Source organism: Butyrivibrio sp. INlla14 (genome assembly GCF_900102515.1).
In the GTDB taxonomy this organism is placed as follows: Bacteria; Bacillota; Clostridia; order Lachnospirales; family Lachnospiraceae; genus Butyrivibrio.
In genome coordinates this window covers 1-25,430 of record NZ_FMVS01000033.1, presented here as the reverse complement: position 1 = coordinate 25,430, position 25,430 = coordinate 1, and the positions used below count along the sequence as shown (strand labels likewise).

Here is a 25,430-nt window from a genome sequence, read left to right as displayed (position 1 = left end):
GAATAAAAGAGAGACACAAAACAAAAGCAAATCTTATGAGGGAGGAAATGCTTATGTTAAGAAAATGGAATCGAGTTTTAGCATTCATATTAGCATTTGCACTTGTAGCAACTACCTTTAATAGTGATTTGGCAAGTGTAAGAGTATTTGCTGACGATGCTCCAGAAGAAACAGTAGAGCAGCCAGCAGAAGAAGCGCCACAGCAGGAGAGCGGTGGAGAAGAGGCTCAGCCAGAGAATAATGGCGGAGAAGATTATCAGGAAGAAGGCGGTGGAGAAAACTATCAGCCAGAAAATGGCGGTGAAGAAACTGCACCTCCAGCTGAAGAGCCAGTACAGGATTCAAATCAGCAGCCTGCTCCTGAAGAATCAACTCAGAATCCTCCAGCAGTAGAGCCTGCAACTCCAGATGCAGCATCTACAGAGGTAGTAATCCCTGAGGAGCCAAAAGAGGAAGCGGCAACCGAAAGTTCTTTTGACAAAGAAAAAGAAGATGCGGCTAGCGAAAGTTCATCCAAGGAAGACGCTGCAGCAGAAGCCTCATCAGAAGACGATGCAGCAACAGAGGCTTCTTCAGAAGAGAAAGAAGAAAAGGAAAACTTCATAACAATTAAGTACGTGGCTACAGAAGGTGGATCAGTAACAAAGTCAGAAGAGAAGATAGATGCAGATGAAGAAGAGCCTAAGATAGAAGGCTCAACAGCAGTAGCTGATGATGGATTCGTATTTGTAAGCTGGAAAGATGCTGACGGAGAAGTGGTATCTGAAAGCGCAGAGTATATTCCTTCAAATGTAGTTGAAGACATTACTTTTACAGCTAATTTCAAAAAAGCTGAAGTAGAAATAGAGATGCCAGCTCAGAGATTTAATGGCTATGCCGGCGGTGTTGCTGTTTATGTAGATGCCCAGGAAGGTGCATTCCCAGAAGGAACAGTCATGGAAGTGGCAGAAGTTTCAGATCAGGAAGTGCTCGACAAGGCAGCAGATGCTGTTGAGGGTACAGCAGTGGAAGTAAAAGCTGTAGACATTACTTTCAAATATAATGGCGCAGAAGTTCAGCCAGAAGTGCCAATAACAGTAAAGCTTACAACAACAGCAATTGAAAATGCTGATAATACAGAGGTTGTACACATTGATAATTCTGGAAACGCAGACGTTATCAACAGTGATGTTAACGGAATAACCGCAGAAATAACTGCAGAGAGTTTCTCAATCTATGCAGTTGTTAATGTAGGTAGTGACGCAAGATTAAAGGTTATATTCAACAATGGAACAACTCCAGCCCCATCAATGTATGTTAAAGAGGGCGACAACATGGAAGTAGTTCTCTACGATCCAGGCGTAGGGGAACTTGAAGAAGGAGTAATCTTTAAGGGATGGACCACAGAAGAAAACTACACCCTTGAAACAACTCCTCTTAGTATCGATGACATAAGAAATGATATGGAAGATCTCCTTCCACCGGAATACGATGGATTTGAAAGAAATTATTACCCAATATTTACAAAACTTTACCTTGTGACCTATGTAGATGAAACCGGCGCATCAATCGGGCAGGAACAGATTGAGGTTCTGGCCAATGCAACTGGAGAAGATCTTAAGCGTGAATATAAGGTTAACATGGGATACACAGCTGACGGTGAACATGATTTCCAGGGATGGCTTGTAAATGAAGGCGGAGACCACATCGTAGGAAAGGCAGGCCAGCCTTACGAATATACTGAAGGCGACATCTTCAAAAATGATGATGTCATCACAATCGATGGCAATGTAATCTTTAAGGTAAATGCACCTTTAGGACACTGGCTTGTATTTAACGAAAACGGCAAAGGTGGTAAGTACAACGCACCTCAGTTTGTTAAGACTGGTGATGTTACACATGAGCCTTGTGATCCAGCAGACATGACAAGATATGGATATACATTCGCAGGATGGTTCGAAGCAGCAGAGGCAGAGCCGACAGAAGCGCCAGACGAAGAGAATGGCGAAAGTGAAACTCCAGCGGCTTCATCAACAATCCAGCTCAAGGATACTCCATTTGAATTCGGAAATACCCTTGAAGTAAATACCACAATTTATGCTAAGTGGACTCCAAATGAGAAAGCTCCATATACTGTTATTCTCTGGACAGAGAATATAAGTAGAAGTGGATATGATCTGAAGGAAGCCTTTGTTGAAAATGAAGGCACAGTCGGAGAGAATATCCCATATGAAATCTATACAAATAATGGAGACGAAAACTACGCACTTATCGGTAACAATAAAGATGTCGAGAAGCATTACAAAGGATTTAGTGCAAAAGAGCCAGAGCAGCAGGTTGAGATCACGCCTGAAGGCGATGCAGTTTTAAATATCTACTTTGACAGAATTGAATACAACTTAAGATTCTATCTCTATAGAGATAATGGCAACAGAGTAAATCAATATTCCTTTGGTAATAACTCGGCAAGTGGTGCGAACATCTGGGGTGTAGTAAATTGGCACGATAATCAGAGTAGTCACCCTACAACTGATTACACCCTTGAGCATTCAACCGTGGAGGGATATGAGGCATACTATTTTGTAATCCATGGATACTATGGTGAGAACATATTAGAGCAGTGGCCTCAGTATGATAAAATCCATGGAGTGGGCAATAATCAGCCAGTAAGCTTTGTAATGATGAATGGTACGAAGCTTAAACCAAACCCAACGTCGACTGGTAGCGGTACTGTAAAGGGTAATATCTCAATTCTGGATGAAAACATCCTTGGAGCTACAAATGATTCTGATGGTAACTTCCTTATTGTAAGATTCAATAATTACAATGACTGGAGATATCACATTTGGTTCCCAGTAGTTGAAGGAGAAGATATAGGCGATAAGCCAACCAGAGAATACAATGGTGTTCTCTACTATAAAGCAGAGATAGTAACACCAAGATCCAGTAATACGGACGTTAATCAGCAGAACGCTCCACAATATACAGGATATGAATATTCATTCAGACGTAATGAGAACTGGGATGGAGACGGAAGATGGACAGTTGGAAATACCTACAATATCAACTATGTATATAAGAGACTTGCCTACAAAGTAAACTTCATGGATGGTAAATACGTTGATGGTAATGGAAACCAGCTTAACGACCGTTCAAAAGTTCTTTTAGCAGAAAGTGAAAATGTTCCGTTTGGGGCAATAATTCCAGATAATATTCAGAACTACAAGCCTACTCTTCCAGATGGAGAAAAAGGTTACGTATTTGAAGGCTGGTATGCAGATGCCACATGTAACACATTGTATAACTTTTCAGGAACAATGCCTGTTGGTGGAATTGAAGTATATGCTAAGTGGCGTCAGGTTCAGTACCGTGTATTCCTTCATCCTAACGCATATAACGAAAATGGAACAAAAGACGAATCTCTTGACTGGGGTGATGATCCTAATGATCCAGAGCACAGGCAGCAGATGAACTTCCGTGTTTCCTACGGCCAAAAGGTGAGTACTCCTACCGGAACAAGAGATGGCTACATATTCGTAGGATGGTATTTCGATGAGGCTTGCACAAGAGTCTTTAACGGTAATTCATACGTACTTAACGAGACAATAGGTCTTCAGGAATATAACAAGACCGCTCACATGACAGACCCTATGGATAAGTGGGGCGAAGGGGCAACGACAAACGCTGATGTGGATCGTTTCTGGATTACAGAAGAATTCAACATCTACGGCAAGTGGAGAAAGATCCTCACTGGAGCAAATGGAATCAATATTACTTACAGCCTCAAAGATCCAGATGTGGAAACTGAAGGAACCGGAACGGCAGCAGATAGTAATCAATATGTTGATAACGCTTATGCAATTGCAGTTCCAGCAGTAAATGCACCTGATGGCTACGTATTTGATCACTGGGTAATGCAGAAATGGGTTGCTACTGACGAATATGTAGATACAGAAGAGGCAGCAATCTATCCAGGACAGGAATACAAAGTTCTGGCTAAATATGCAAAAGTAGAAATTGAAGATATGGACGGAGATGGCAATATAATAGAGGCCAAATATACAATCCAGCTCCGTGCAGATTACAAGGAAAAAGAAAAAGCAACTCCAACCTTCATTCCATGGTTCAAGAATGATGGATTCAAGGCATTCCACATTGATACAACAGCTGAGGAATACTCATCAAGCACCCTTGGAATTAACGAGGGAGTAGAGATGCAGCCAGCACCAACCAGAAAGGGATATAAATTCATAGGTTGGACCAGAGTAAATATAGGTGAAGAAGAAAGTGAAGTAAAAAACTTCATGGATGATCCATCCAACTGGGAAAAGACAAATCTGACTGCTGAGTACTTCTATAGTGAAGATAATAGAAAGTACTATCCAAATAGCGACTTTACTGGAAACGAGGTTGCTATGGTAGCAGCTGATGAAGACATGCCATATCAGGCAATGTTCGCAGTTTGGGAAAAGACAGACATGGTACTGACTGCTGAGGGCATTGAGCACGAATACGATGGCAACTTCTATAGCATCACAGCAACTGTAGATGTAACAGAAGGCACAACAATCTATTACAGCATAGATCAGGAGAACTGGAGTGAAACAAATCCTGGTTACAAGGATGTAGGAGAATATCTTGTATATGTAAAGGCTGTAAATGATCAGTATGATGATGCAACAGCTTCAGCAATAGTAAAGATTACTCCTAAGAAAGTTACAGTCAAGGCAGACAATGCTTCCAAAGAATATGGAAAATCAGATCCTCAGCCTTTTGGCGCAACAGTAACAGGACTTGTTGGTGAAGACACAATTGAGTACTCAGTTGCAAGAGAAGGCAATGATGAAGAAGTTGGAACATATGAAGATGTTCTTGTAGCATCCGGCGAAGAAGAACAGGGCAACTACATTGTAGAATATCTTCCAGGCGACTTCACAATAACAAGAGCTGGTGGAAATGAGATTTCTGCAGAGAACTACAGCGGAATATACGACGCAGAATATCATTCAATCATAGTATCTGGTGGAGCAGAGGGAACCACATACAAATATAGACAGAGCGAAAATGAAGAGTGGTCAGAAACACTTCCACAGTTCACAAACGTAACTAATGGAGCTACAGTTTATGTAAAGGGAGAAAACAAAAATTACGAGGACTGCTACGCACAGGCTACTGTAACAATAAGTCCTAGACCAGTAATAATTCAGGCTAATAACGCTAGTAAGGTATTCGGAGAAGCTGATCCTGAAGAATTCACAGCTAGAATAGTAGAACCTACAGAGAACAGCGGTGTAGTTGATGACTATGAAATCGTTTGGGATAGAGTATACAGACCAGGCGCAGGAACAGATGAAGCAGTTGGTGTTTATGTAGATGCAATAGTAATTGAAGGAAGTAAGGATCAGGGCAATTACGAAGTAACTTATAAACCTGGTACCTTCTCAATTACAGAGTCTCAAGCTCTTTCAGTAACTGCAACTGGCTATGATGGTATCTATGACGGACAGGGCCACACAATAGAAGCTGCGGTATCTGTACAAGAAGGAACCAAAATCTACTACAGTATTGATCACATCGAATGGAAAGATAGCCTCGACGAATTCACATATAAAAATGTGACTCCGGACGCAATAGAAATTTACGTAAAGGCTGAAAATCCAAATTACCAGACAGCAACAGCAGCTGCAACAGTAATGATCAGACCTAGAGAGATTAAGGTTAAAGCTGATAATAGTGAAAAGATTTATGGAAATCCAGATCCTTCCTATACAGCAGCAATAGTAGATGGCGAGATTATAGATGGCTACGAACTTAAATATGACGTAACAAGACCAGGCGCAGGAACAGATGAAGATGTGGATGTCTATGAAGGTGCAATAGTAGTATCTGGTGAAACAACCCAGGGCAACTACAAAGTATCCTACGAAACAGGCGACTTTGAAATCAAGGCAAGAGCTATCATAATAACAGCTGGAAGCTCAGAAGATCACGAGTTTGATGGAAAAGAAGTTGTAGTAGAAGACTATAGCATCACAGAAGGCGAACTTGCAGAGGGTGATACCTACACAGCAGAACTTAAGGATAATAAGAGAACTGTTGCTGGAGAGCAGCAAGTAACTATAGTAGAAGACTCCGTGGTTATAAAGAAGGGAGAAAAAGATGTAACTGATAACTACGAGATAACTCTTAAGCCAGGAACGCTTAAAATCCTGGATAGAGCAGAAAAATACGAAATAACTATCTCTAATGAAGAAATCAGGATTACCTACGATGGTCAGGAACACAAATACATTAGCGAATACTCAGTAGAAGAACCAGAAGAGGACGCATCAATTCTTAAATGGTTCTGGGATAAGGTAAGCCGTCTCTTCACACTCAAGGTAGGCGCAGCAGAAGGAATCAAATTCACAATAGATGATGTAGAATATGTGATCAATAACGTAACTATCGAGAGTGAAAGAGGTAAAAATGTTGGAGATTATAACTTCAGTCACGTTGGAGATCCTCAGATTTGGCTTGGCGATGAAAATGTAACCAGCCAGTTCACCATAAACTATGACCTAAAGAAGCTTATCATCGAGCCAGCACCAGTTACAGTTACAGCAGTTGACGGACTTAGCAAACAGGTGAACGAACAGGATCCAGAATTCACAGCAGAACTTGTAGCTGAGAATGAAGCACTTCAGGCAGAGGCTGAAGAGAATGTAAGATTTGAAGTAGGCAGAGAAGCAGGTGAAGTAGCAGGAGAATATGCAGTAAATGCTACAGGAGAAGAGCTACAGGGTAACTTCAAGGTTCAATATGTACCTGGAAAGTTCACTATTACAGCAATTACTCCTCCAGATGACCCAACACCAGATCCTACACCAACACCTACACCAATTCCTGATGATCCAACACCTACAGCACCAACACCTGCACCAGCACCAGCTCCAGTAGCAATAGCACCTGCAGGCGAAGCAGTTCTTGGAGCACGTAGAGATAGTGGACAGGCGGTACTTGGAGCAAGAAGAGCTAGAACAGAAGATAGCACAAATCTTCCAGCAAGACTTCTTGTAATCCTTGCAGCAGCTGCAGCATCAGCGACATTTCTTCTTATCGGCAAAAGAAAAGAGGAAGAGAACAACTAAATAAAGCGTGGTATTCAAAAAGGGAGCGGCTTTTAGCTGCTCCCTTTAAATATCAGCGATTCTTTTCATGCTCAAGTGAAGCTCCGATAAATCCGGAGAACAATGGATGAGGTCTGTTAGGACGAGACTTAAGCTCTGGGTGAGCCTGAGTAGCCATATGGAAAGAATTAGATGGAAGCTCGATCATCTCAACAATTCTGCCATCTGGTGAAAGACCACAAAGCTTCATGCCGTTAGAAACAAGCACTGCTCTGTAATCGTTGTTGACCTCGTATCTATGACGATGACGCTCTGTGATATTCTCTGAACCAAACAACTCATAAGCCTTGGAATCTTTATCAAGAACACAAGGGTAAGAACCAAGACGAAGTGTTCCACCGATGTCCTCAACACCATTCTGATCTGGTAAAAGAGCTATCATAGGATGAGTAGTATTAGGATCAAACTCAATTGAATGAGCATCATTATAACCTATAACATTTCTGGCAAATTCAATAATGGCAAGCTGCATTCCAAGGCAAAGGCCAAGGAAAGGAACATTGTTCTCTCTTGCATACTTGATAGAAGTGATCATACCTTCTATTCCACGGTCACCAAAACCGCCAGGAACGATGATACCATCTACATCCTTAAAGAAGGACTCTGCATTTTCCTCAGTAACTTCTTCTGAATCAACCCACTTGATCGAAACAGCAGTGTGATTAGAAATACCACCGTGCTTGAGGGCTTCAACAACAGAAATGTAAGCATCGTGAAGCTGTGTATATTTTCCAACAAGTGCAACCTTAACTTCATGTTTAAGAGAGTAGAGAGTGTCGACCATTTCCTTCCAGTCTCCAAGATCCGGCTCTGGACAATCAAGATTCAGACACTCACAGGCTACCTGAGCCAAATGCTCTTTTTCCATTGCAAGAGGAGCCTCATAGAGGTACTCAAGATCAAGGTTGTTGAGAACATGACTGCTAGGTACATTACAGAAAAGAGCTATCTTGTCCTTAGTCTCCTGATCAAGCTTTATCTCTGTACGGCATACGATAACATCTGGCTGAAGTCCCATTCCCTGCATAGTCTTAACTGCAGACTGAGTAGGCTTGGTCTTGATCTCCTGTGAACAACGAAGATATGGGATAAGAGATACAAGGATGAGCATGGCATTTTCATGGCCAACCTCATGCTGGAACTGTCTGATAGCCTCAAGGAAAGGCTGTGATTCGATATCACCCACAGTACCACCAACTTCGATGATTGCAATACGTGTCTCATCATCAGTAAAGTTTCTGTAGAATTTGCTCTTTATTTCATTAGTAATATGGGGGATAACTTGTACGGTGCGTCCGCCATAGTCGCCGCGACGCTCCTTCTGAAGAACAGACCAGTAAATCTTACCGGTTGTAACATTTGAATTTTTATCTAGATTCTCGTCAATAAATCTTTCGTAGTGACCAAGGTCAAGGTCAGTTTCAGTACCATCTTCAGTCACGAATACCTCACCGTGCTGAACAGGGTTCATAGTTCCGGGGTCAATGTTAATATAGGGGTCGAACTTCTGCATCGTAACCTTGTAGCCACGAGCCTTAAGTAGTCTTCCTAGTGAAGCCGCTGTGATTCCCTTTCCTAGACCGGATACAACACCGCCTGTAACAAAAATGTACTTAACTGCCATTATTCTGATTTCCTCCTGATCTTATGACGAGACTAAATTTGTGAAAGTAAAAATGAAATTGTAAGAAAAATAAGCTCTTAAAAACAACGTCTTATTATATATACTAACCGAAAGAAAATCTAGGTAATATTGAAAATAATTTTAAAAAACTTTTAGGAACATTAACTTGAAAAAATAAATTGTACGCTATATAATCATACAAAATAAAAATATAAATGCATCAAACTACCGTGTATAACTGTTTAAATAGTAATAGGCGTTTGACTAAAAGGATCAATTATCATAACATTATTAATTATAATGTAAGAAATGGAAAAAAGGTATGGATAATAATCAAAATCAGAGAAATAATAATCCACTGGGTGATGGATCAAATTCACCTAGAAAACAGAACATAATTCTTCTGTTAGTAGCAGCTCTTGTTACCATGATCTGTATGACATACTTTCTAAGAGCTTTCTCAGAAAATACAACTCAGGAGAGGACTTATTCTGAATTTATCGCAATGGTTGAAAAAGGCGAAGTTAAGAGCGTTGTGATAGAGGATGACAGAATCGTGATAATTCCTGTATCTGAGGAAGATGAGGAACATTCACAGCCTAGCTTTGTAGGAGCTTTTGGCGGTGGCAATCAGATCACATATTATACAGGTAAGGCAGAAGAGGATTCCGAACTGACCAAGAGAATGCTCGATGCTGGAGTTGATATTAAGAGCGAAGTTCCTGATAATTCAGGTGTTGTTCTTACATTTATTCTTTATTATATTGCACCAATTCTGCTCATGTGGTTCATTCTTTCCATGATCTTTAAGAAAATGGGCAGAGGCGGCGGTCCTCTTAGTGTAGGCAAGAGCAATGCCAAGGTATATGTTCAGAAGGAAACAGGAGTTACCTTCAAGGATGTTGCAGGTGAGGATGAGGCTAAAGAGTCTTTAGTAGAGGTTGTAGACTTCCTTCATAATCCTGCCAAATATGCCAAGATTGGTGCCAAGCTTCCTAAGGGAGCCCTTCTTGTAGGCCCTCCAGGAACAGGTAAGACACTTCTTGCCAAGGCAGTTGCAGGTGAAGCTCATGTTCCATTTTATTCCCTTGCAGGTTCTGATTTCATCGAGCTTTATGTTGGTGTTGGTGCCAGCCGAGTTCGTGATCTCTTTAGCGAAGCCAGCAAGAATGCACCATGTATCATTTTCATAGATGAGATTGATGCGATTGGTCGTAGCCGTGATAACAAGTATGGCGGTGGCAATGAGGAGAGAGAGCAGACCCTTAACCAGCTCCTTTCAGAGATGGATGGATTCGACTCTTCTAAGGGTGTTCTTATCCTGGGAGCAACTAACAGACCGGAGATACTTGATAAGGCTCTCCTTCGTCCAGGCCGTTTCGATAGAAGAATCATTGTGGACAAGCCTGACTTAAAGGGACGTGAAGAGATTCTCAAGGTTCATTCCAAGGATGTCAAGATGGATGAAACTGTAAATCTTAAGGAAATCGCCCTGGCTACAGGTGGAACTGTTGGTTCAGACCTTGCCAACATGATAAACGAGGCTGCTATCATCGCAGTTAAGGAAGGCAGAGAGTTCGTTTGCCAGAAGGACCTTATGGAAGCCTTCGAACAGGTTATTGCCGGAAAAGAGAAAAAGGATTCAATCCTCAGTAAGGAAGAGCGTAAGCTCGTATCTTACCACGAGGTTGGACATGCACTTGTCAGCGCAGTTCTTTCAAATACAGAGCCAGTTCAGAAAATCACAATTGTTCCAAGAACAATGGGATCTCTTGGATACGTGCTCAACGTCCCTGAGGACGAGAATCATCTTAAGACCAAGGAAGAACTTCTTGATGAGCTTACTGAGCTTATGGGCGGTCGTGCAGCTGAGGAGACAATCTTCAATACTGTAACAACAGGCGCAGCCCAGGATATAGAGCAGGCAACTTCAATTGCAAGAAGTATGATCACTTTATACGGTATGAGTGATAGATTTGGTCTTATGCAGCTTGAGTCAATCCAGAACAGATACCTTGACGGAAACAGAGTCCTTCAGTGTAGTGATGAGACAGCAACTCAGATTGATGAAGAGGTCAAGAAGCTTATTGCTCAGTGCTATGAGAGAGCCAAGGAAATCATCAGCGGCCATCTTGATACTATGGACAAGATTGCGCAGTTCCTTATTGAAAAAGAGACAATTACTGGTAAGGAATTTATGAAGATCTATAGAGAGGCTGAGAACATTCCAGAGCCTACAGAAGAGGAAAAAGAATCAGCTAAGGCCAAGAGACTATATGCAACTCGTCCAGAGTCAGCTATTGTTGGAGAAAATGTTCCTATAAGAGGCAAGAAGGAAGAAGAAAAACCTCATGATCAGAATCCTTCACAGGAACAGCCTAGTGATGATAAGAGCCAGTTCCAGAGCCTTTTTAATGCTCAGGTTACTGATAATGGTGCTCAAAGCCAGATAAACTGGACTCCAGGTCAGGAAATAGGTAATACCCCAGCTGATGACAGCAACACTTCTAGTGAGAATCGTGGAAGATTCTCAAATGTACCAGATGACTTTGACAAAAACTAAAAAACTTATTTTTTTACGAGCCCTGCCCTTTTCTAGGGCAGGGTTTTCTGGTGGAAGATGAGCAATTTCGATGTAAAAGAAGAACTGAAAAAACTTCCCAATAAGCCAGGTGTCTATATCATGCGAGATGAAAATGACACAATCATGTATGTGGGAAAAGCCATAAACCTTCACAACCGTGTAAGGTCTTATTTTCGTGCAAATATAGGACGAGGTCCGCAGATAGACCAGATGGTGAAACAGATTGCAAGATTTGAGTATATCGTAACGGATTCAGAGCTTGAAGCACTGGTTCTAGAGAATAATTTAATAAAAGAAAATTCTCCAAGATATAACACACTTCTAAAGGATGATAAAACCTATCCATACATTAAAGTGACCGTTTCAGAAGATTATCCAAGAGTTCTTTTCTCAAGACTTATGAAAAAGGATAAGTCCAGATACTTTGGTCCATTTACCAGTGCAGCAGCGGTAAAGGATACTATTGAACTTATAAACAAGATATATGGGCTTCGAACCTGCAATCGCACCCTTCCAAGAGATATAGGCCTAGAGAGACCGTGCCTAAATTATCATATGAAACAGTGCTGCGGTCCTTGTACAGGGGATGTTTCCAAAGAAGAATACAGGCAGCGCATAGACAAGGCCCTTGATTTTTTAAACGGCAACTATGCAGTGATCATCAAGGACTTGCAGGAAAAGATGGAGGCAGCTTCAGAGGAACTTGACTTTGAGGCCGCTGCAAAATATAGAGATCTTCTTGCAAGCGTTAAAGTGGTGGCTCAGAAGCAGAAGATGACTGACTCCTCCATGGAGGATAAGGACATTATAGCAATAGCTTCAGATGACAAGGATGCGGTTATTCAGGTCTTTTTCGTGCGAGATGGAAGACTCATTGGCCGAGAGCATTTTTACATGACACATGTGTCAGAGAACCCCCAGGCTGAGATACTTTTAAATTTTGTCAAACAGTTCTATGCCGGTACACCATTTATTCCAAGAGAACTAATGCTTCCAGAGGCGATAGAAGATATGGAAGTCATAGGAGAGTGGCTTTCTCAGAGAAAGGGAAGTAAAGTCTACATTACAGTGCCTGAGCGAGGCCAAAAAGAAAAGCTCATGGAGCTTGCTACTCAGAATGCTGAGCTTGTATTGTCCAAAGACAAGGAGCGAATCAAACGCGAGGAAGGCCGAACCATTGGAGCGGTAAAAGAGATAGAGAATCTTCTGGGAATCAAAGGCCTTGAGCGAATGGAAGCTTATGATATATCCAATATCAGCGGCTTTGCCAATGTAGGATCCATGGTAGTTTACGAAAAAGGTAAGCCCAAGAAAAGCGATTACAGAAAGTTCCGTATTAAATCGGTAGCAGGCCCTGATGATTATGCCTGCATGCATGAGGTGCTCACAAGAAGACTCCTTCACGGAATAGAGGAAAGACATGACCTTCAGGTAAGAGATATAGATGCTCAGTACGGCAGTTTTACCAAGTTCCCGGATCTTATTCTTATGGATGGTGGAAGAGGCCAGGTCAATATCTGTCTTCAGGTTTTGGATGAACTTGGAATCCACATCCCTGTTTGCGGTATGGTCAAGGATGACAACCACAGGACAAGAGGACTGTACTTTAACAATGTTGAACTACCTATAGATACCAGGTCTGAAGGCTTTAAGCTTATTACCAGGATTCAGGATGAGGCCCACAGATTTGCCATAGAGTACCACAGGTCCTTACGATCCAAGGCTCAGGTAAAGAGCTCTCTGGATGATATTCCTGGCATCGGTCCTGCAAGGCGAAAGGCTCTTATGAAGAGCTTTAAATCCATAGAAGATATCAAAAATGCCAGCGTAGAAAGGCTCATGGAAGTTCCTGAGATTCCGGAAAATGTGGCAAATAAGATTTATGATTTCTTCCATGGGGAGTAGTTACAATTTTGCAACAGTCTTTGAGAAATTTATGTTTATAAAGTAGAAAACAAAACATGAATAATATATAATATCTCACAGATTGTTGAGAGGAAATTTTTTGATATTTAGTGCAATGATGAATCCGGAAATCATTCTGCTACAGCGCAAGATAGCAGATTATCCAGAGCGGATTGACAAGATGCAAAAAAGATATGCTCTTGTGAGGGCGCCAAAGGCCAACAATATAGAGTCGGCCATAAAGGGGCTTAACGCATATATCTTACAGCTCAAGGTCAACAGCGGCTCTTTTGACAAAATAAGTGAATTTATAAATGCGGACCTTAAAAGGCTTGAAGAGCTGATGCAGGAGGCATGGAATGGAGAGGATGATTCCAAGGAATCTCTTCAGCTTAGTCATGTACAGCTTCAGCATGCGGCGGCCACAGTTGAGACCTACTGCAGATCAATTGATGCTCAGCTGGATGGAGCCCAGGTTGCACTTGATAAGTTAAAACTTGCGCAGAAACAGAAAAAGACATTTGACGTAGTTAATCTTCTTGCAATGATAGAAAAGGGAGATGGATATACATTATGAAGAAGAAATTTAATCCTATAGTAGGAGTATTGCTGTTAATTGTAGGAATTGCAGCAGCTGTAGGTCTTGGGCTTAACGCGGGAGACCTTATTATCACACTTGGAATCGGAATATTCAGAATCCTTGCAATCATAGGCTTTGCAGCTGTGGGAGCGGGATTTCTTTTAACCTTTATTCCACTGATCATCAAGCTTGTAAAAGATAAAAAAGAGAAAGAAGCCCTCGCTAAAAAGAAAGCGGCTGAGGAAGAGGTTATCCGTAAAAAGAAAGAGGATGTTAAAGGTCTTGTAACTCAGCTTATGGAGGAAGAGGCAGACTTTGCACCAGTTGGACAGATCCTGTTAAAGGAGATGGAAGACATGGATGAGTTTGTTGAGAGAAATGACAAGCTCTTTAATTACAACGATATGACAGAGTTTGAGAGTATGAAAGAAATCATCTCTCAGGCCAAGAATGCTCTTTACCATAACTGCCGCGGGGTTGTTAATCTTTATGTGGCACTTGAAACTTCTGAGGAATTTAACGGGGAAGCGGACAAGATCATTCAGAGTAACAACGAGCTTTTAAACAATGCACAGAAGTTCCTTCTTGAGCTTGCAAGATACACCAACGAGCAGAATGAAGATACTGACGCAGTTACAATGATCCAGGATTATGCAGATGCTATTGGTCAGTCGCTTAGACACACTTATGACTAAGTGTTTATGATTTTGCTTAAATGGCTTGGGGTAAGCCATTATATAATGATATGTGAGGAGAAAAACTATGAAAAAGAACAGATTTTTAAAAGGCCTTATGGCAGCAGCTCTTGCGCTTGCTGTAACAGGCTGCTCCAGTAATGTTACAAGTAACAACACTTTGAATAATTCGCTCAGCTATGATGATGCTGTAACAGAGCTGAATACTTTTGTAAAAAAGATCAATCCAACAACAATACCTGCCAGAATAGACGTAGATATGGCGGATGCGTCCGTTGCAGATTCACTTGCAAGCATCGACACATTTGATATGATGCTTCAGGGATCTGGTAACATCAACATTGAGATTGCTGCTCCTTCAGAGTTTAGCGGCAAATCTTATCCTGATGAGTGGCTTGTGGCAGTTGGCCAGAAGTTCAATAAGGCAGGCTACACAGTGGATGGCAAGAGCGTTTCAGTTTCTATCAGAAAGATTTCATCTGGTGAGACACTTACTTATATAGCAGAGGGTGGATATCAGCCAGATCTTTATATCCCTTCCAATGAGATGTGGGGCGAAATGCTTCAGGCAAGCGGTGTTAAAACTGTTGAGCTGACAGACAGAATTGCTGGAAACACAGCAGGTATCCTTATGTCCAAGGATGTATATGATTCATACTCAGCTAAATACGGCGATGTTACAGTAGATGGCGTTCTTCAGGCAGCTATCGCAGGAGACCTTGTATTTGCTTATACTAACCCATACACATCAGCTACAGGTATGAATATTCTCTGCTCAATGCTTCATGCATTTGACAATGAGAATCCTCTTTCAGATAACTCAGTTCAGCAGCTTATTCAGTACCAGAACAATGCGCCTACTGCAGCTTATACCACATCTATTCTCAAGGATTCAGCTGCCAAGGGAATCATTGATGCTATGGTAATGGAAGAGCAGACTTATATCAACACTCCAGAACTTAAGAATTATGTTTATACTCCAGCAGGAGTTCGCCATGATCACCCTGTTTACGCTTTTGGCTGGACAGATGATGACGAGATGGAAGTTGCCAAGATGTTTGTTGAGTATTGCCAGTCAGCTGAATGTCAGGATATGGCCAAGGAAAGAGGCTTTAACCTTCATGAGGACTACGTTTCAGAAAACTATGGTATGACAGGTGCTGACTATCTTTCAGCTCAGAAGGTATGGAAGACCAACAAGAACGGTACACGTCCTACTATCGCAGTATTTGTAACAGACGTATCAGGATCTATGAACGGTACAAGAATCAAGTCCCTTAAGAACTCTCTTCTTAATACAATGCAATACATAGATTCCAGCAGCTATATTGGACTTGTAAGCTACAGCGACAAAGTATTTATAAATCTTCCTATTGCTCAGTTTGACAACAAGCAGCGTGCTTATTTCAGCGGTGCTGTCAAAGACCTTGAGGTAGGCGGACAGACAGCTACTTACGATGCAGTACTTGTAGGAATGCAGATGCTTCTTGATAAGAGCAAGGAAATTCCTGATGCTAACCTTATGCTCTTTGTTCTTTCAGACGGAGCACAGAATGCAGGTTATGAACTTAAGAGAATAACACCAATAGTTGGTGGTCTTGGAATTTCGGTATATACTATTGGATATGAGATGAATAGTTCTGACAAAAAAGATCTGCAGACTCTTTCAGAGATCAACGAGGCAGTTTGCATCGATGCAGACACAGAAGACATCGTCAACGAACTCAGAAACCTATTTAATGTAAACATGTGATGATATAGGGATTCAAAGTCATAGGTTGCTATGCTTGCATAAAGCAACATATGACCTTGAAGACCGAACAAACACGAGGAAAAAGATATGCGAATGAAATGAGCATATCGATTTCTGAAGTGATAAATAATCAATAACAACAAATTCACCCAGGAGGAAATCATGGCAAGTGTAAGTCTTAAAACTATCATTGAGAAAATGAAGCTTGAGAATCTGACTCCAGAGCTTGACATCAAGAAGATCAGGATCAGTCAGCCGGATATTAACAGACCAGCCCTTCAGCTTGCAGGGTACTTTGAACATTTCGAGGCAACAAGACTGCAGGTTATTGGATTCGTAGAATATACTTACATGGAATCATTTCCAGAGGACGAGAAAGAACAGAAATACAGAGAATTTCTGGCTTTTGATATTCCAGGCGTAGTATTCTGCAGAGAACTCACTCCGGATCCTCTTTTTATAAAGATAGCAATAGAGGAGAAAGTTCCAGTTCTGATCACTAAAAAGTCAACATCTGCATTTATGGCAGAAATCATCAGATGGCTCAACGTCAAGCTTGCACCATGCATTTCTATCCATGGCGTTTTAGTAGATATCTACGGTGTTGGCGTTCTCATTACCGGTGAGAGTGGAATTGGTAAGTCCGAGACAGCTATCGAGCTTATCAAGAGAGGACATCGTCTTGTATCAGATGACGTAGTTGAGCTTAGAAGAGTAAGTGAAGAGACACTTATCGGTACTGCACCTGATATTACCAAGCACTTTATCGAGATGAGAGGTGTCGGAATTATCGATGTTAAGACACTTTACGGTGTATCAAGTGTTAGAGAGACACAGACAATCGACCTTGTTATCAAACTTGAGGACTGGGATAAGGACAAAGAATATGACAGACTTGGTCTGGAAGAAGAATACACTGAGTACCTTGGCAACAAGATAGTTTGCCACCGTATTCCAATTCGCCCAGGTAGAAACCTAGCAGTAATCTGTGAATCAGCAGCGGTTAACCACAGACAGAAAGCGATGGGTTATAATGCAGCCCAGGAGCTTTACAATAGAGTTCAGAATTCTCTCGCAAGAAGACGCGGCGAGGATGATGACGATGATGAGTGATATGCGAATGTTTGTGAGCATATCGATTTCCGCATGTATGTAGGATTTCGAGAGTACGAAGTACGGAGAAATCCGTATATCACGTAGTAGATAATAATATAAAAATATATAGTAATAATAGAGGAGAAGTAAATACACAATGGCTAGATACGTATTCGGTATTGACCTTGGGGGAACAACAGTAAAAATCGGACTTCTTACAGAAGGCGGAGAAAAGGTGGAATTCTGGGAAATTCCTACAAGAACAGAAAATAATGGACAGTATATTCTCTCTGACGTGGCAGAAGCAATCAGAGCCAAGATGAAGGAGAGAGGAATTGAGGATACAGAGGTTATCGGAGCAGGTATCGGAGTTCCAGGTGCAGTCAATGTAGACGGACTTTGCTATCAGGCAGTCAACCTTGGATGGGAGAAGATCAATGTAGTGAATGAACTTCACTCTAAGTTAAAGCTCCCAGTTAAGGCTGGTAATGATGCTAACGTTGCAGCTCTTGGAGAAGCATGGAAGGGCGGCGGACAGGGCTACCAGAATATGCTTCTTGTAACACTTGGAACAGGTGTAGGTGGCGGAATCATCAACGAAGGCAAGATTCTTGCAGGCAGCAAGGGATCAGGCGGAGAGATTGGTCATATTAATTTAGAGGACGATGAGCCAGATGCTTGCGGATGTGGTAATCATGGATGCTTTGAGCAGTATGCCAGCGCTACAGGTGCTGTAAGACTTGCAAAGAGAATTCTCGCTGCTACTGAAGAGGACAGCACACTTAGACATATCGACAACTTCCAGTGCAAGGATATCTTTGATGCAGCCAAGGCTGGAGATAAGGTAGCTAAAGATATTGCTGACAGATACGGCTATTATCTTGGAAAGGGTATTGCAGCTACAGCAACAGTTGTAAATCCAGAAATCATTGTTCTTGGTGGCGGTGTATCCAAGGCTGGTGAGATGCTCTTTGATCTTTTAAAGCCAAGTTATGAGAAGTATGTATTCTCAGGCTGCAAGGATGTGAAGTTTGCTCTTGCAAAGCTGGGTAACGATGCCGGAGTATATGGCGCAGCCAAGATGCTACTTTATTAATTAGGGAGTGTTATTTTTTTGAATCAGGATATTATTGATGCTATACGCCAGATCGCTTCAGGTCTGGAACTTAATAAAAATGAAAAAATGAGCAGGCACACCACGTTTAAAACTGGTGGGCCTGTAAGCTTGTTTATAAGACCAGCGAACCTTGATGAATTAAAGGGAGCAATTTCTATCTTAAGAAGAGCAGAAACTCCATATTTTATCTTAGGAAATGGAAGTAATCTGCTGGTCTCAGACAAGGGCTTTGATGGAGCTATTATTTCAACTGATAAATTAGCCGATATACATTTAGAAGACGAAAACAAGATATATGCCGAAGCGGGGGCTATGAATTCCAGGATTGCAGCCTTTGCAAGAGATAATTCTTTGACTGGATTCGAGTTTGCTGCTGGAATACCAGGAACCATCGGCGGCGCAATGATCATGAACGCCGGAGCGTACGATGGAGAGATGAAGCTTGTAACAAAAGAAGTGAGAGCTCTTTCTCCACAGGGAGAACTTATCAGACTTGATAACAATTCACTTCAATTTGGCTACAGAACAAGCGCCTTAAAGGGCAAGGAATTTGTGGTTGTGTCAGCTCTTTTGGAACTAGAAAAAGGGGACAAAGAGGCGATAACATCCAGAATGCAGGAACTGGCCCTTAAGAGGAAAGATAAGCAGCCTCTTGAATATCCAAGTGCTGGCTCTACATTTAAGAGACCAGAAGGATACTTTGCAGGCAAACTTATTGAGGATGCAGGCCTTAGAGGATATTCAGTCGGCGGAGCACAGGTATCAGAGAAACATTGCGGCTTTGTGATCAACAAAGGAAATGCTACATCTTCAGACATCTATAAGCTTATTTGTGATGTTCAAAAGAAAGTCTATGATGACTTTGGTGTTAAGCTTGAGCCGGAAGTTATCATGCTTGGCAAGTTCTAACTATATTAAAAGTAATTTTTATCAGTTGGCGATACGTAAGGTATCGAGAAGGACAGAATATGAGATTCGTCATTGTTACAGGAATGAGCGGCGGTGGAAAGGCCACAGCAATACATATGTTGGAGGATGCAGGTTTTTACTGCGTTGATAATCTTCCAGTATCACTTATCGAGAAATTTGCAGACCTTATCACAATGCCAGAAAATGAGATCGACAAGGTAGTTCTTGGAATAGATGCAAGAGCTGGTCAGGCCGTGGAAGAAGTAGCAGGCATGATCGATTCTCTCAAGGAACGAGGAATTCCTGTAGAAGTCCTATTCATGGACTGCAGTGATCAGGTACTTATAAAAAGATATAAAGAAACCAGACGTGTACATCCTATGAATGTCAACGATACTGGAAAGAGAATTGAGGATGGAATAGCCAAGGAGCGAGCAGTGCTGGCAGAAGTCAAAAAGAGAGCAGACTATGTCATTGACTCATCCCAGCTTCTTACAAGAGAACTTAAAGAGGAACTTGACAGGATCTTCGTTAAGAACGAAGGGTACAATTCACTGATGGTAACAATACTTTCCTTTGGCTTTAAGTATGGAATACCTTCAGACGCAGACCTTGTCTTTGATGTAAGATTCCTTCCAAACCCTTATTATATCGATGAACTCAAGCATCAGACAGGTAATGATAAGGGTGTTCAGGACTACGTAAAAAGTTTTCCTGCTTGTGGAGAATTCCTTGATAAACTCACAGATATGCTACAGTTTTTGATACCTGGCTATGTTCAGGAAGGTAAATACCAGCTGGTTGTAGGAATTGGCTGCACTGGCGGACAGCACAGAAGTGTCACAATTGCCAATGAGCTTTATAAAAGGCTCAAGGAAGCAGGTGGCAACTATGGTATCAAGATTTCCCACAGGGATGTTAAACAGGCAAGGTGAGACATGTCTTTTTCTCTTGAAGTAAAAGAGGAGCTTTCTAAACACATAGGTTCATCGAGGCACTGTAGGCTTGCAGAAATTGCTGCCATAATTGACGGGGCAGGCTACATCAGAAAGGCTGAAAACGGCGAGATTACGCTGTACTTGCAGGATGACAATACCCTGGTAGTTAGAAAGTTCTTTACATTATTAAAAAAAGCATTTAATATAGGAACTAGCATTTTGGAGGGCGTTCCCAACATTAAGGAAAACGGCAGAATATATAGGCCGGTAGTGACAGATCAGAAGGCAATCCACTCAGTTTTGGGTGCCATCAGGATGATAGATCAGGATAGCAATATTCGAGATATTTCAGATGGAATTAGTCGTCAGGTTACCAGAAATTCCTGCTGTAAGAGAGCGTTCCTTAGAGATTCATTTATGTGCATAGGTTCCATCAGCGATCCTAATAAGGGATATCATCTGGAGTTTGTCTGTACAACACAGTCGCAGGCAGAGGGACTTCAGGAGATGATTGAGAGCTTTGATATCAAGGCTATGATCGTTCGCCGCAAGAAGTACTATGTCCTCTATATTAAGGAGGGATCCGGAATTGTGGATCTTCTTAATATAATGGAAGCGCCAGTGAGCCTTATGAATCTTGAGAATCTCCGAATTGTTAAAGAGATGCGTAACTCCATCAACAGAAGGGTTAACTGCGAGGTAGCCAATATTACCAAGACTGTAAATGCAGCTACCAAGCAGATAGAAGATATAACATATTTAAGAGACCACTATGGATTTGAGAATCTTCATGTTAACCTTAGGGAAATGGCAGAAGTAAGGCTGGAACATCCTGACGCAACGCTAATGGAGCTGGGACAATTCCTTGATCCTCCAGTTGGCAAGTCGGGAGTTAATCATAGACTTAGGAAATTAAGCGAGTTAGCAGACAAGATAAAAGGATAGTAACCGATTAAGATTTAGGAGGGGAATTATGATCACAAAATCTATCGAAATCAAGTTGCCTAGAGGCCTGGAAGCTAGACCCGTTGCAGAGCTTGTTCAGCTTGCAAGCAAGTATGACAGCACTCTTCACATTGAGGCTCAGTCCAAAAAGGTCAACGCCAAGAGCATCATGGGTATGATGACGCTCACACTTGAGTCTGGAGAAAATGTTACAGTTATCGCTGAAGGTGCTGACGAAGAGGCAGCAGTAGCAGATCTTGAGAACTTTCTTCAGGGTAAGAACGATTAATTAAAAAAAGTCCCTATAAAAGGGAGGATGCCAGGTAAGCTTCCTTACCTGGCATATTATGAAAAAGTTTTTTAAAATTGGTATTGTCTTAACTCATCTGACAATATTATATTAACAAGAGGATGTGTCCAAAAGATGATTCTGAGTAACCATTCTTTTAATTAATTGTAAACAAATTATGAACGGCATTGGTTTCCTTACCAGTGCCGTTTTATTTATAAAATAATTCTAAACATCAGTATGCGTTTCCGCATAAAACTTCCAACGAAATATAGAGCACAAGTGCAATTGTCGCTATTTTATAAAAAGTTAATCAGTTTTACGTCGCTAAATTATATCAAATGAGTGAAATTTAATTTAAAATTATAAGTACAATTCTTGAAAAAAAGTTCACAAATTATCCTAAATATGATTACTTTTATGATTGATAGTTTCCTATAATCACAGGTGTGAGGGTGAGCATTATGAATAAAAAACATAAGCATAATGAAGGAAACTCTTCAGGCGATAAAAATAAGGGGACTTTTATCGTAAAAGTGGAATACTGCCAGAACAATACCTGGCAGGGAAAGATCACTTGGGCTGAAGAAAACAAAAAGGTTAATTTCAGAAGCGCACTGGAAATGGTGCAGCTGATGAACGACGCACTTGAGCAGGCACAGAAAGACAGCAAAAGAAAGACACAGAACTCAGTTTCATAAACATTCTTAACGGAGGGAGAGATAAGATGTTGAAGAAATGTAACAAAGCACTGTCAATTCTTTTGGCATTTGCGCTAGTTTTTACCATGCTTGGTAGCGACTTTGCAAGTGTAAGAGCCTTTGCCGAAGAGGGTGAAGAGCAGACTTTGCAGGTTGAAAGCGCAGAGCCAGCAGCTGAAACTGTGGAAGAACCACAGCAGCAACCTGAAGAAGTTCAGGAAGAAGTTCCTGAAGAACCAGAGAAGTCAGAACCAGAGGTACAGCCTGAGGTTACTGACGAAGCTGCCACTTTAGCAGATGTTGCAGGAGATGATGCAGCAGCTACAGGTGGATCAGCTACAGAAGAAAATAAACCAGAAGAAGCAGCAACTGAAGGCTCTACTGGGGAAGCTGCAGTAGAAGCTTCATCAGAGGCATCAGTTGAAGCTGCCACAGAAGCATCTTCTGGGGAAATCCAAGAGGAAGTTAAAGAAAACCTGGTAACTGTTAGTTACAGATCTACAAAAGGCGGAAGTGTTTCTAATAAAGAAGAAACAATAAACCTTAACGATGAATCTGCTAAATTTGTTGGCGCAACTGCAGCTGCCTGGAACGATGAGTATACATTCGTAAACTGGACTGACGCAGAGGGTAATGTAGTTTGCGAAGAAGCTACTTTTGTTCCAGCGGATGTTAAAACAGACGCTACCTTCACAGCCAACTTTAAGGCAGTAGAAAATATTGAAGAAAAGATGCCTGCTATTATCGCTGATGGCGTTCATGAGGGCGGCATGATCGTATCTGTAAATGCTGAGGAAGGTCTTTTCCCGGCTGGTACAGAACTTAAGATCAGCGCAGTTCCCGAAGATGATGCCCTTGCTACAGCAAGAGGAGAGCTTGGCGATAAGGTATCAGCAGCCAAGGGCGTTGACATTTCTTTTGTATTCGAAGGAAATGTTATTCAGCCTGCAGATAGCAAATATGTTCATGTAACCCTTGCACTAGAAGACACAACTGAATTTGAAAATGTCAGCGTTCTTCATGATCATGAAGGAAATGTTGAAACCCTTGATGCAAATGTAAGTACAAATGCAGAAGGCAACGTAGATGCAGTATCTTTTGATGCTAATCAGTTCTCAATCTTCATTATTGCAGAAGAAGATGATCCTTCTGCAACAGAGAAAAAAGTTGTAGAATTCAGATTCTATGATAATAGAAAAATGACAGGCGAGCCATTCAATGTTCAGCTCGTTAAAAATGGCGATGCTCTTTCAAATCCGGGAGTTCCGCTTTCTATATCTAATGCGGAAAATCAGGTGTTTATCAAGTGGGAAACAGAGGAAGGAGAAGATGTTAAATACGAGACCATCTCCGGAATCACCGCAGAAACACCTGATGTTGTAATTGTTATTCCGGTAATACAGACAACATATTATATTCAGTATCATGGATTGGATGATGAGATAGCTTTTGTAAAAGACTATGTCCTCACAGACGAAAGTCCAGAAGAAGATAAGTATGTAAATACTGTTGATGAGTACTATCTGAAAGCTGATAGCGGCAATGCTTTCGATGGCTGGTCTACATCTAATGCGACTCCTAAGGGAACAAGACCATACGTACAGGACAACGGAACCAAGAACTATGCAGATGTAACCAAGCCAGAGAACAGAAATCTCTATGCTGTTATTGTAGAAGCATACTGGATCCACTTTGAAGGAAACGGATCAGGTGCTTCCTATGTAGAGCCTACATATCTTGTAAAGGGTGACAACCTTTCTAAGGTAAAAGATATTACGGCAACCCGTGACGGCTACGAATTTGCAGGCTGGTCTCTTACAGCGGACGGTGAAGCACTGACGGAAGCTGAACTTGCATCTCTTAAGATTGAGGAAATCGAGCAAGTTGATGCTGAGAAAGTTCTCAGACTCTATGCTGTATGGACTCCTGAGGGCAAGACAACTGTCAGCGTAGTATTCTGGCAGCAGAAGATCACAGATTCCTGGGATACGGAAGAAGCAAAAAGAACCTATGATTATAAGGACAGCTATGTAATAAAGGATGTTGATACTGGAACAGAGATTACAGACGCATTCCTCAACGAGAAATTATCAGTAGATTATAAGGCACATGGTGATACTGGCTTTGAGTACAGGACATTTACAGTATATGATACTCACACTGATAGTGAGACTACAGTAGCTGAGCCTCGTGGCAATACTGTTGTAAATGTGTATTATGACCGTAAGGTTATGACAATTACATTTACCAGATATGGTATACCTGCTTCTGAGTATTATGAAACAACAGAGGATAACTCTGGAACACAGTACTATGGAACAGATGATGGTGGTGAAAGTTTTTATAGACTTACCAGGAGAGTCACTACGACTTACACTCTCACATATAATGGTGAGGAATATACTGGAAGAGTTTATTTCCGCAGGTCAAACGGATCTTACCAGGGAATAGATAATTATTCAGTAAACAGGACTTACTACGGCAGAATCAATGGGGTCTATGTGGTTCTTGAGCGACATGTTAATACTGTGACTAACTGGTATAAGCCTGATGGCTCAGAATATACAGGTGCCAGATATAAAACAGTAGCTGGCGCTGCAAATGAGTGGTATACAGTAGAAGAGATAAAGGGCCTTTATGGCCAGACTCTTTTAGATGCCGGATACACATGGCCAACAAGCGCAGACTGGTATGATGGTCATAACAATTCAGGAACAGGAACAGGAACACATACAACATTCCTTGATGCATTTCTTGAGACTATAACATTTTACGGAAATGAACCTAAGGGTGGAAGTGTTCACGTAGGATTCCACAAGCAGAATGTTGGCGAAGAAAACGGATATACTCAGGCAAATGAGACTAGTGTACTGACACGTTGACAATTAATCAAAGTCGCTCCCTGCCTTAAAGGGCAGGGTACAGCGATTTGAGTTTGATTCTTGCATCAGATGTTTTGAATTGCCAATCTACAGTTGCTTTATTTGAATTACGCTCATCTTCCCAAGTGCTGAGTTCTTTTATAAGCAAATCAATATTTGATATCCGTCGTGATAGGCACTGCCTTGTCATAACATTGAGTTCTATTTCGGCAATATCAAGCCAACTTCCATGCTTGGGAGTATAGTGTATCTCTAACTTTTTTAA

General features: G+C 41.5%; 15 protein-coding genes and 1 pseudogene. 14 read left to right on the top strand and 2 right to left on the bottom strand.

All coding sequences use genetic code 11. From position 1 onward, the window contains the following. Window positions 1–53: 53 nt before the first annotated feature. On the top strand, window positions 54–7,109 hold the full coding sequence (locus BLO53_RS16605; RefSeq protein ID WP_176757336.1) for an MBG domain-containing protein: 7,056 nt from the start codon (window positions 54–56) through the stop codon (window positions 7,107–7,109). Between the two features lie 52 nt (window positions 7,110–7,161). On the opposite strand, the gene BLO53_RS16600 is transcribed toward BLO53_RS16605, so the two are convergent. Next, entirely contained in the window at window positions 7,162–8,772 is a 1,611-nt protein-coding gene (locus BLO53_RS16600; RefSeq protein WP_092064155.1) for a CTP synthase, read from the bottom strand. Between the two features lie 322 nt (window positions 8,773–9,094). Between BLO53_RS16600 and ftsH the strand changes: the two genes are divergently transcribed. The 13 genes from ftsH to BLO53_RS16535 all read left to right on the top strand — a co-directional run bounded on the left by ftsH (window position 9,095) and on the right by BLO53_RS16535 (window position 25,165). After that, a complete protein-coding gene (gene ftsH / locus BLO53_RS16595) occupies window positions 9,095–11,335 on the top strand; it encodes an ATP-dependent zinc metalloprotease FtsH (protein WP_092064152.1) in 2,241 nt (746 codons plus the stop codon). A gap of 57 nt (window positions 11,336–11,392) precedes the next feature. Further along, complete coding sequence (uvrC, locus tag BLO53_RS16590) at window positions 11,393–13,261, top strand: excinuclease ABC subunit UvrC (protein ID WP_092064148.1); 1,869 nt, start codon at window positions 11,393–11,395, stop codon at window positions 13,259–13,261. A 100-nt stretch (window positions 13,262–13,361) separates the two neighbouring features. Further along, window positions 13,362–13,838, top strand: coding sequence for a hypothetical protein (locus tag BLO53_RS16585; RefSeq protein ID WP_092064145.1), 477 nt, complete (start codon window positions 13,362–13,364; stop codon window positions 13,836–13,838). Beyond that, the gene (locus BLO53_RS16580; protein ID WP_092064143.1) at window positions 13,835–14,536 is read left to right on the top strand and encodes a hypothetical protein; all 702 of its coding nucleotides are present in this window, start codon (window positions 13,835–13,837) and stop codon (window positions 14,534–14,536) included. Before BLO53_RS16585 ends, BLO53_RS16580 begins: the two co-directional genes overlap by 4 nt. Before the next feature lie 67 nt (window positions 14,537–14,603). Further along, window positions 14,604–16,289, top strand: coding sequence for a substrate-binding and vWA domain-containing protein (locus BLO53_RS16575; RefSeq protein ID WP_092064140.1), 1,686 nt, complete (start codon window positions 14,604–14,606; stop codon window positions 16,287–16,289). 162 nt (window positions 16,290–16,451) lie between these two features. Beyond that, window positions 16,452–17,402, top strand: coding sequence for an HPr(Ser) kinase/phosphatase (gene hprK, locus BLO53_RS16570; protein WP_092064137.1), 951 nt, complete (start codon window positions 16,452–16,454; stop codon window positions 17,400–17,402). 139 nt (window positions 17,403–17,541) lie between these two features. Next, window positions 17,542–18,480: an ROK family glucokinase gene (locus BLO53_RS16565; RefSeq protein ID WP_092064134.1), complete on the top strand. Its 939-nt coding sequence runs from the start codon at window positions 17,542–17,544 to the stop codon at window positions 18,478–18,480. An 18-nt stretch (window positions 18,481–18,498) separates the two neighbouring features. Further along, window positions 18,499–19,410: a UDP-N-acetylmuramate dehydrogenase gene (gene murB / locus BLO53_RS16560; protein WP_092064131.1), complete on the top strand. Its 912-nt coding sequence runs from the start codon at window positions 18,499–18,501 to the stop codon at window positions 19,408–19,410. Window positions 19,411–19,469: 59 nt separating this feature from the next. Continuing rightward, a complete protein-coding gene (rapZ, locus tag BLO53_RS16555) occupies window positions 19,470–20,345 on the top strand; it encodes an RNase adapter RapZ (protein WP_026490154.1) in 876 nt (291 codons plus the stop codon). Between the two features lie 3 nt (window positions 20,346–20,348). Further along, window positions 20,349–21,293 carry a DNA-binding protein WhiA gene (gene whiA / locus BLO53_RS16550; protein WP_092064128.1) on the top strand — a complete coding sequence of 315 codons (945 nt, stop codon included), beginning with the start codon at window positions 20,349–20,351 and terminating at the stop codon, window positions 21,291–21,293. A gap of 28 nt (window positions 21,294–21,321) precedes the next feature. Next, window positions 21,322–21,582 (top strand): HPr family phosphocarrier protein, encoded by a 261-nt coding sequence (locus tag BLO53_RS16545; protein WP_026490156.1) that lies wholly within the window; start codon window positions 21,322–21,324, stop codon window positions 21,580–21,582. A gap of 464 nt (window positions 21,583–22,046) precedes the next feature. Beyond that, window positions 22,047–22,283: a hypothetical protein gene (locus tag BLO53_RS16540; RefSeq protein WP_092064125.1), complete on the top strand. Its 237-nt coding sequence runs from the start codon at window positions 22,047–22,049 to the stop codon at window positions 22,281–22,283. A 26-nt stretch (window positions 22,284–22,309) separates the two neighbouring features. Then, the gene (locus BLO53_RS16535; RefSeq protein WP_092064122.1) at window positions 22,310–25,165 is read left to right on the top strand and encodes an InlB B-repeat-containing protein; all 2,856 of its coding nucleotides are present in this window, start codon (window positions 22,310–22,312) and stop codon (window positions 25,163–25,165) included. Between the two features lie 25 nt (window positions 25,166–25,190). Here the strand turns inward: BLO53_RS16535 and BLO53_RS16530 are convergent. Beyond that, window positions 25,191–25,430, bottom strand: a pseudogene (locus BLO53_RS16530) (IS630 family transposase); the annotation flags it as partial.

What these genes read in the sequence shown, in the direction of transcription:
- ftsH (WP_092064152.1), top strand. Translation starts at nt 9,095, where the DNA reads ATGGATAATAATCAAAATCAGAGAAATAATAATCCACTGGGTGATGGA.
- BLO53_RS16535 (WP_092064122.1), top strand. Translation starts at nt 22,310, where the DNA reads ATGTTGAAGAAATGTAACAAAGCACTGTCAATTCTTTTGGCATTTGCG.
- rapZ (WP_026490154.1), top strand. Translation starts at nt 19,470, where the DNA reads ATGAGATTCGTCATTGTTACAGGAATGAGCGGCGGTGGAAAGGCCACA.
- hprK (WP_092064137.1), top strand. Translation starts at nt 16,452, where the DNA reads ATGGCAAGTGTAAGTCTTAAAACTATCATTGAGAAAATGAAGCTTGAG.
- BLO53_RS16575 (WP_092064140.1), top strand. Translation starts at nt 14,604, where the DNA reads ATGAAAAAGAACAGATTTTTAAAAGGCCTTATGGCAGCAGCTCTTGCG.
- BLO53_RS16565 (WP_092064134.1), top strand. Translation starts at nt 17,542, where the DNA reads ATGGCTAGATACGTATTCGGTATTGACCTTGGGGGAACAACAGTAAAA.
- BLO53_RS16580 (WP_092064143.1), top strand. Translation starts at nt 13,835, where the DNA reads ATGAAGAAGAAATTTAATCCTATAGTAGGAGTATTGCTGTTAATTGTA.
- whiA (WP_092064128.1), top strand. Translation starts at nt 20,349, where the DNA reads ATGTCTTTTTCTCTTGAAGTAAAAGAGGAGCTTTCTAAACACATAGGT.
- BLO53_RS16605 (WP_176757336.1), top strand. Translation starts at nt 54, where the DNA reads ATGTTAAGAAAATGGAATCGAGTTTTAGCATTCATATTAGCATTTGCA.
- BLO53_RS16600 (WP_092064155.1), bottom strand. Translation starts at nt 8,772, where the DNA reads ATGGCAGTTAAGTACATTTTTGTTACAGGCGGTGTTGTATCCGGTCTA.
- BLO53_RS16545 (WP_026490156.1), top strand. Translation starts at nt 21,322, where the DNA reads ATGATCACAAAATCTATCGAAATCAAGTTGCCTAGAGGCCTGGAAGCT.
- uvrC (WP_092064148.1), top strand. Translation starts at nt 11,393, where the DNA reads ATGAGCAATTTCGATGTAAAAGAAGAACTGAAAAAACTTCCCAATAAG.
- BLO53_RS16540 (WP_092064125.1), top strand. Translation starts at nt 22,047, where the DNA reads ATGAATAAAAAACATAAGCATAATGAAGGAAACTCTTCAGGCGATAAA.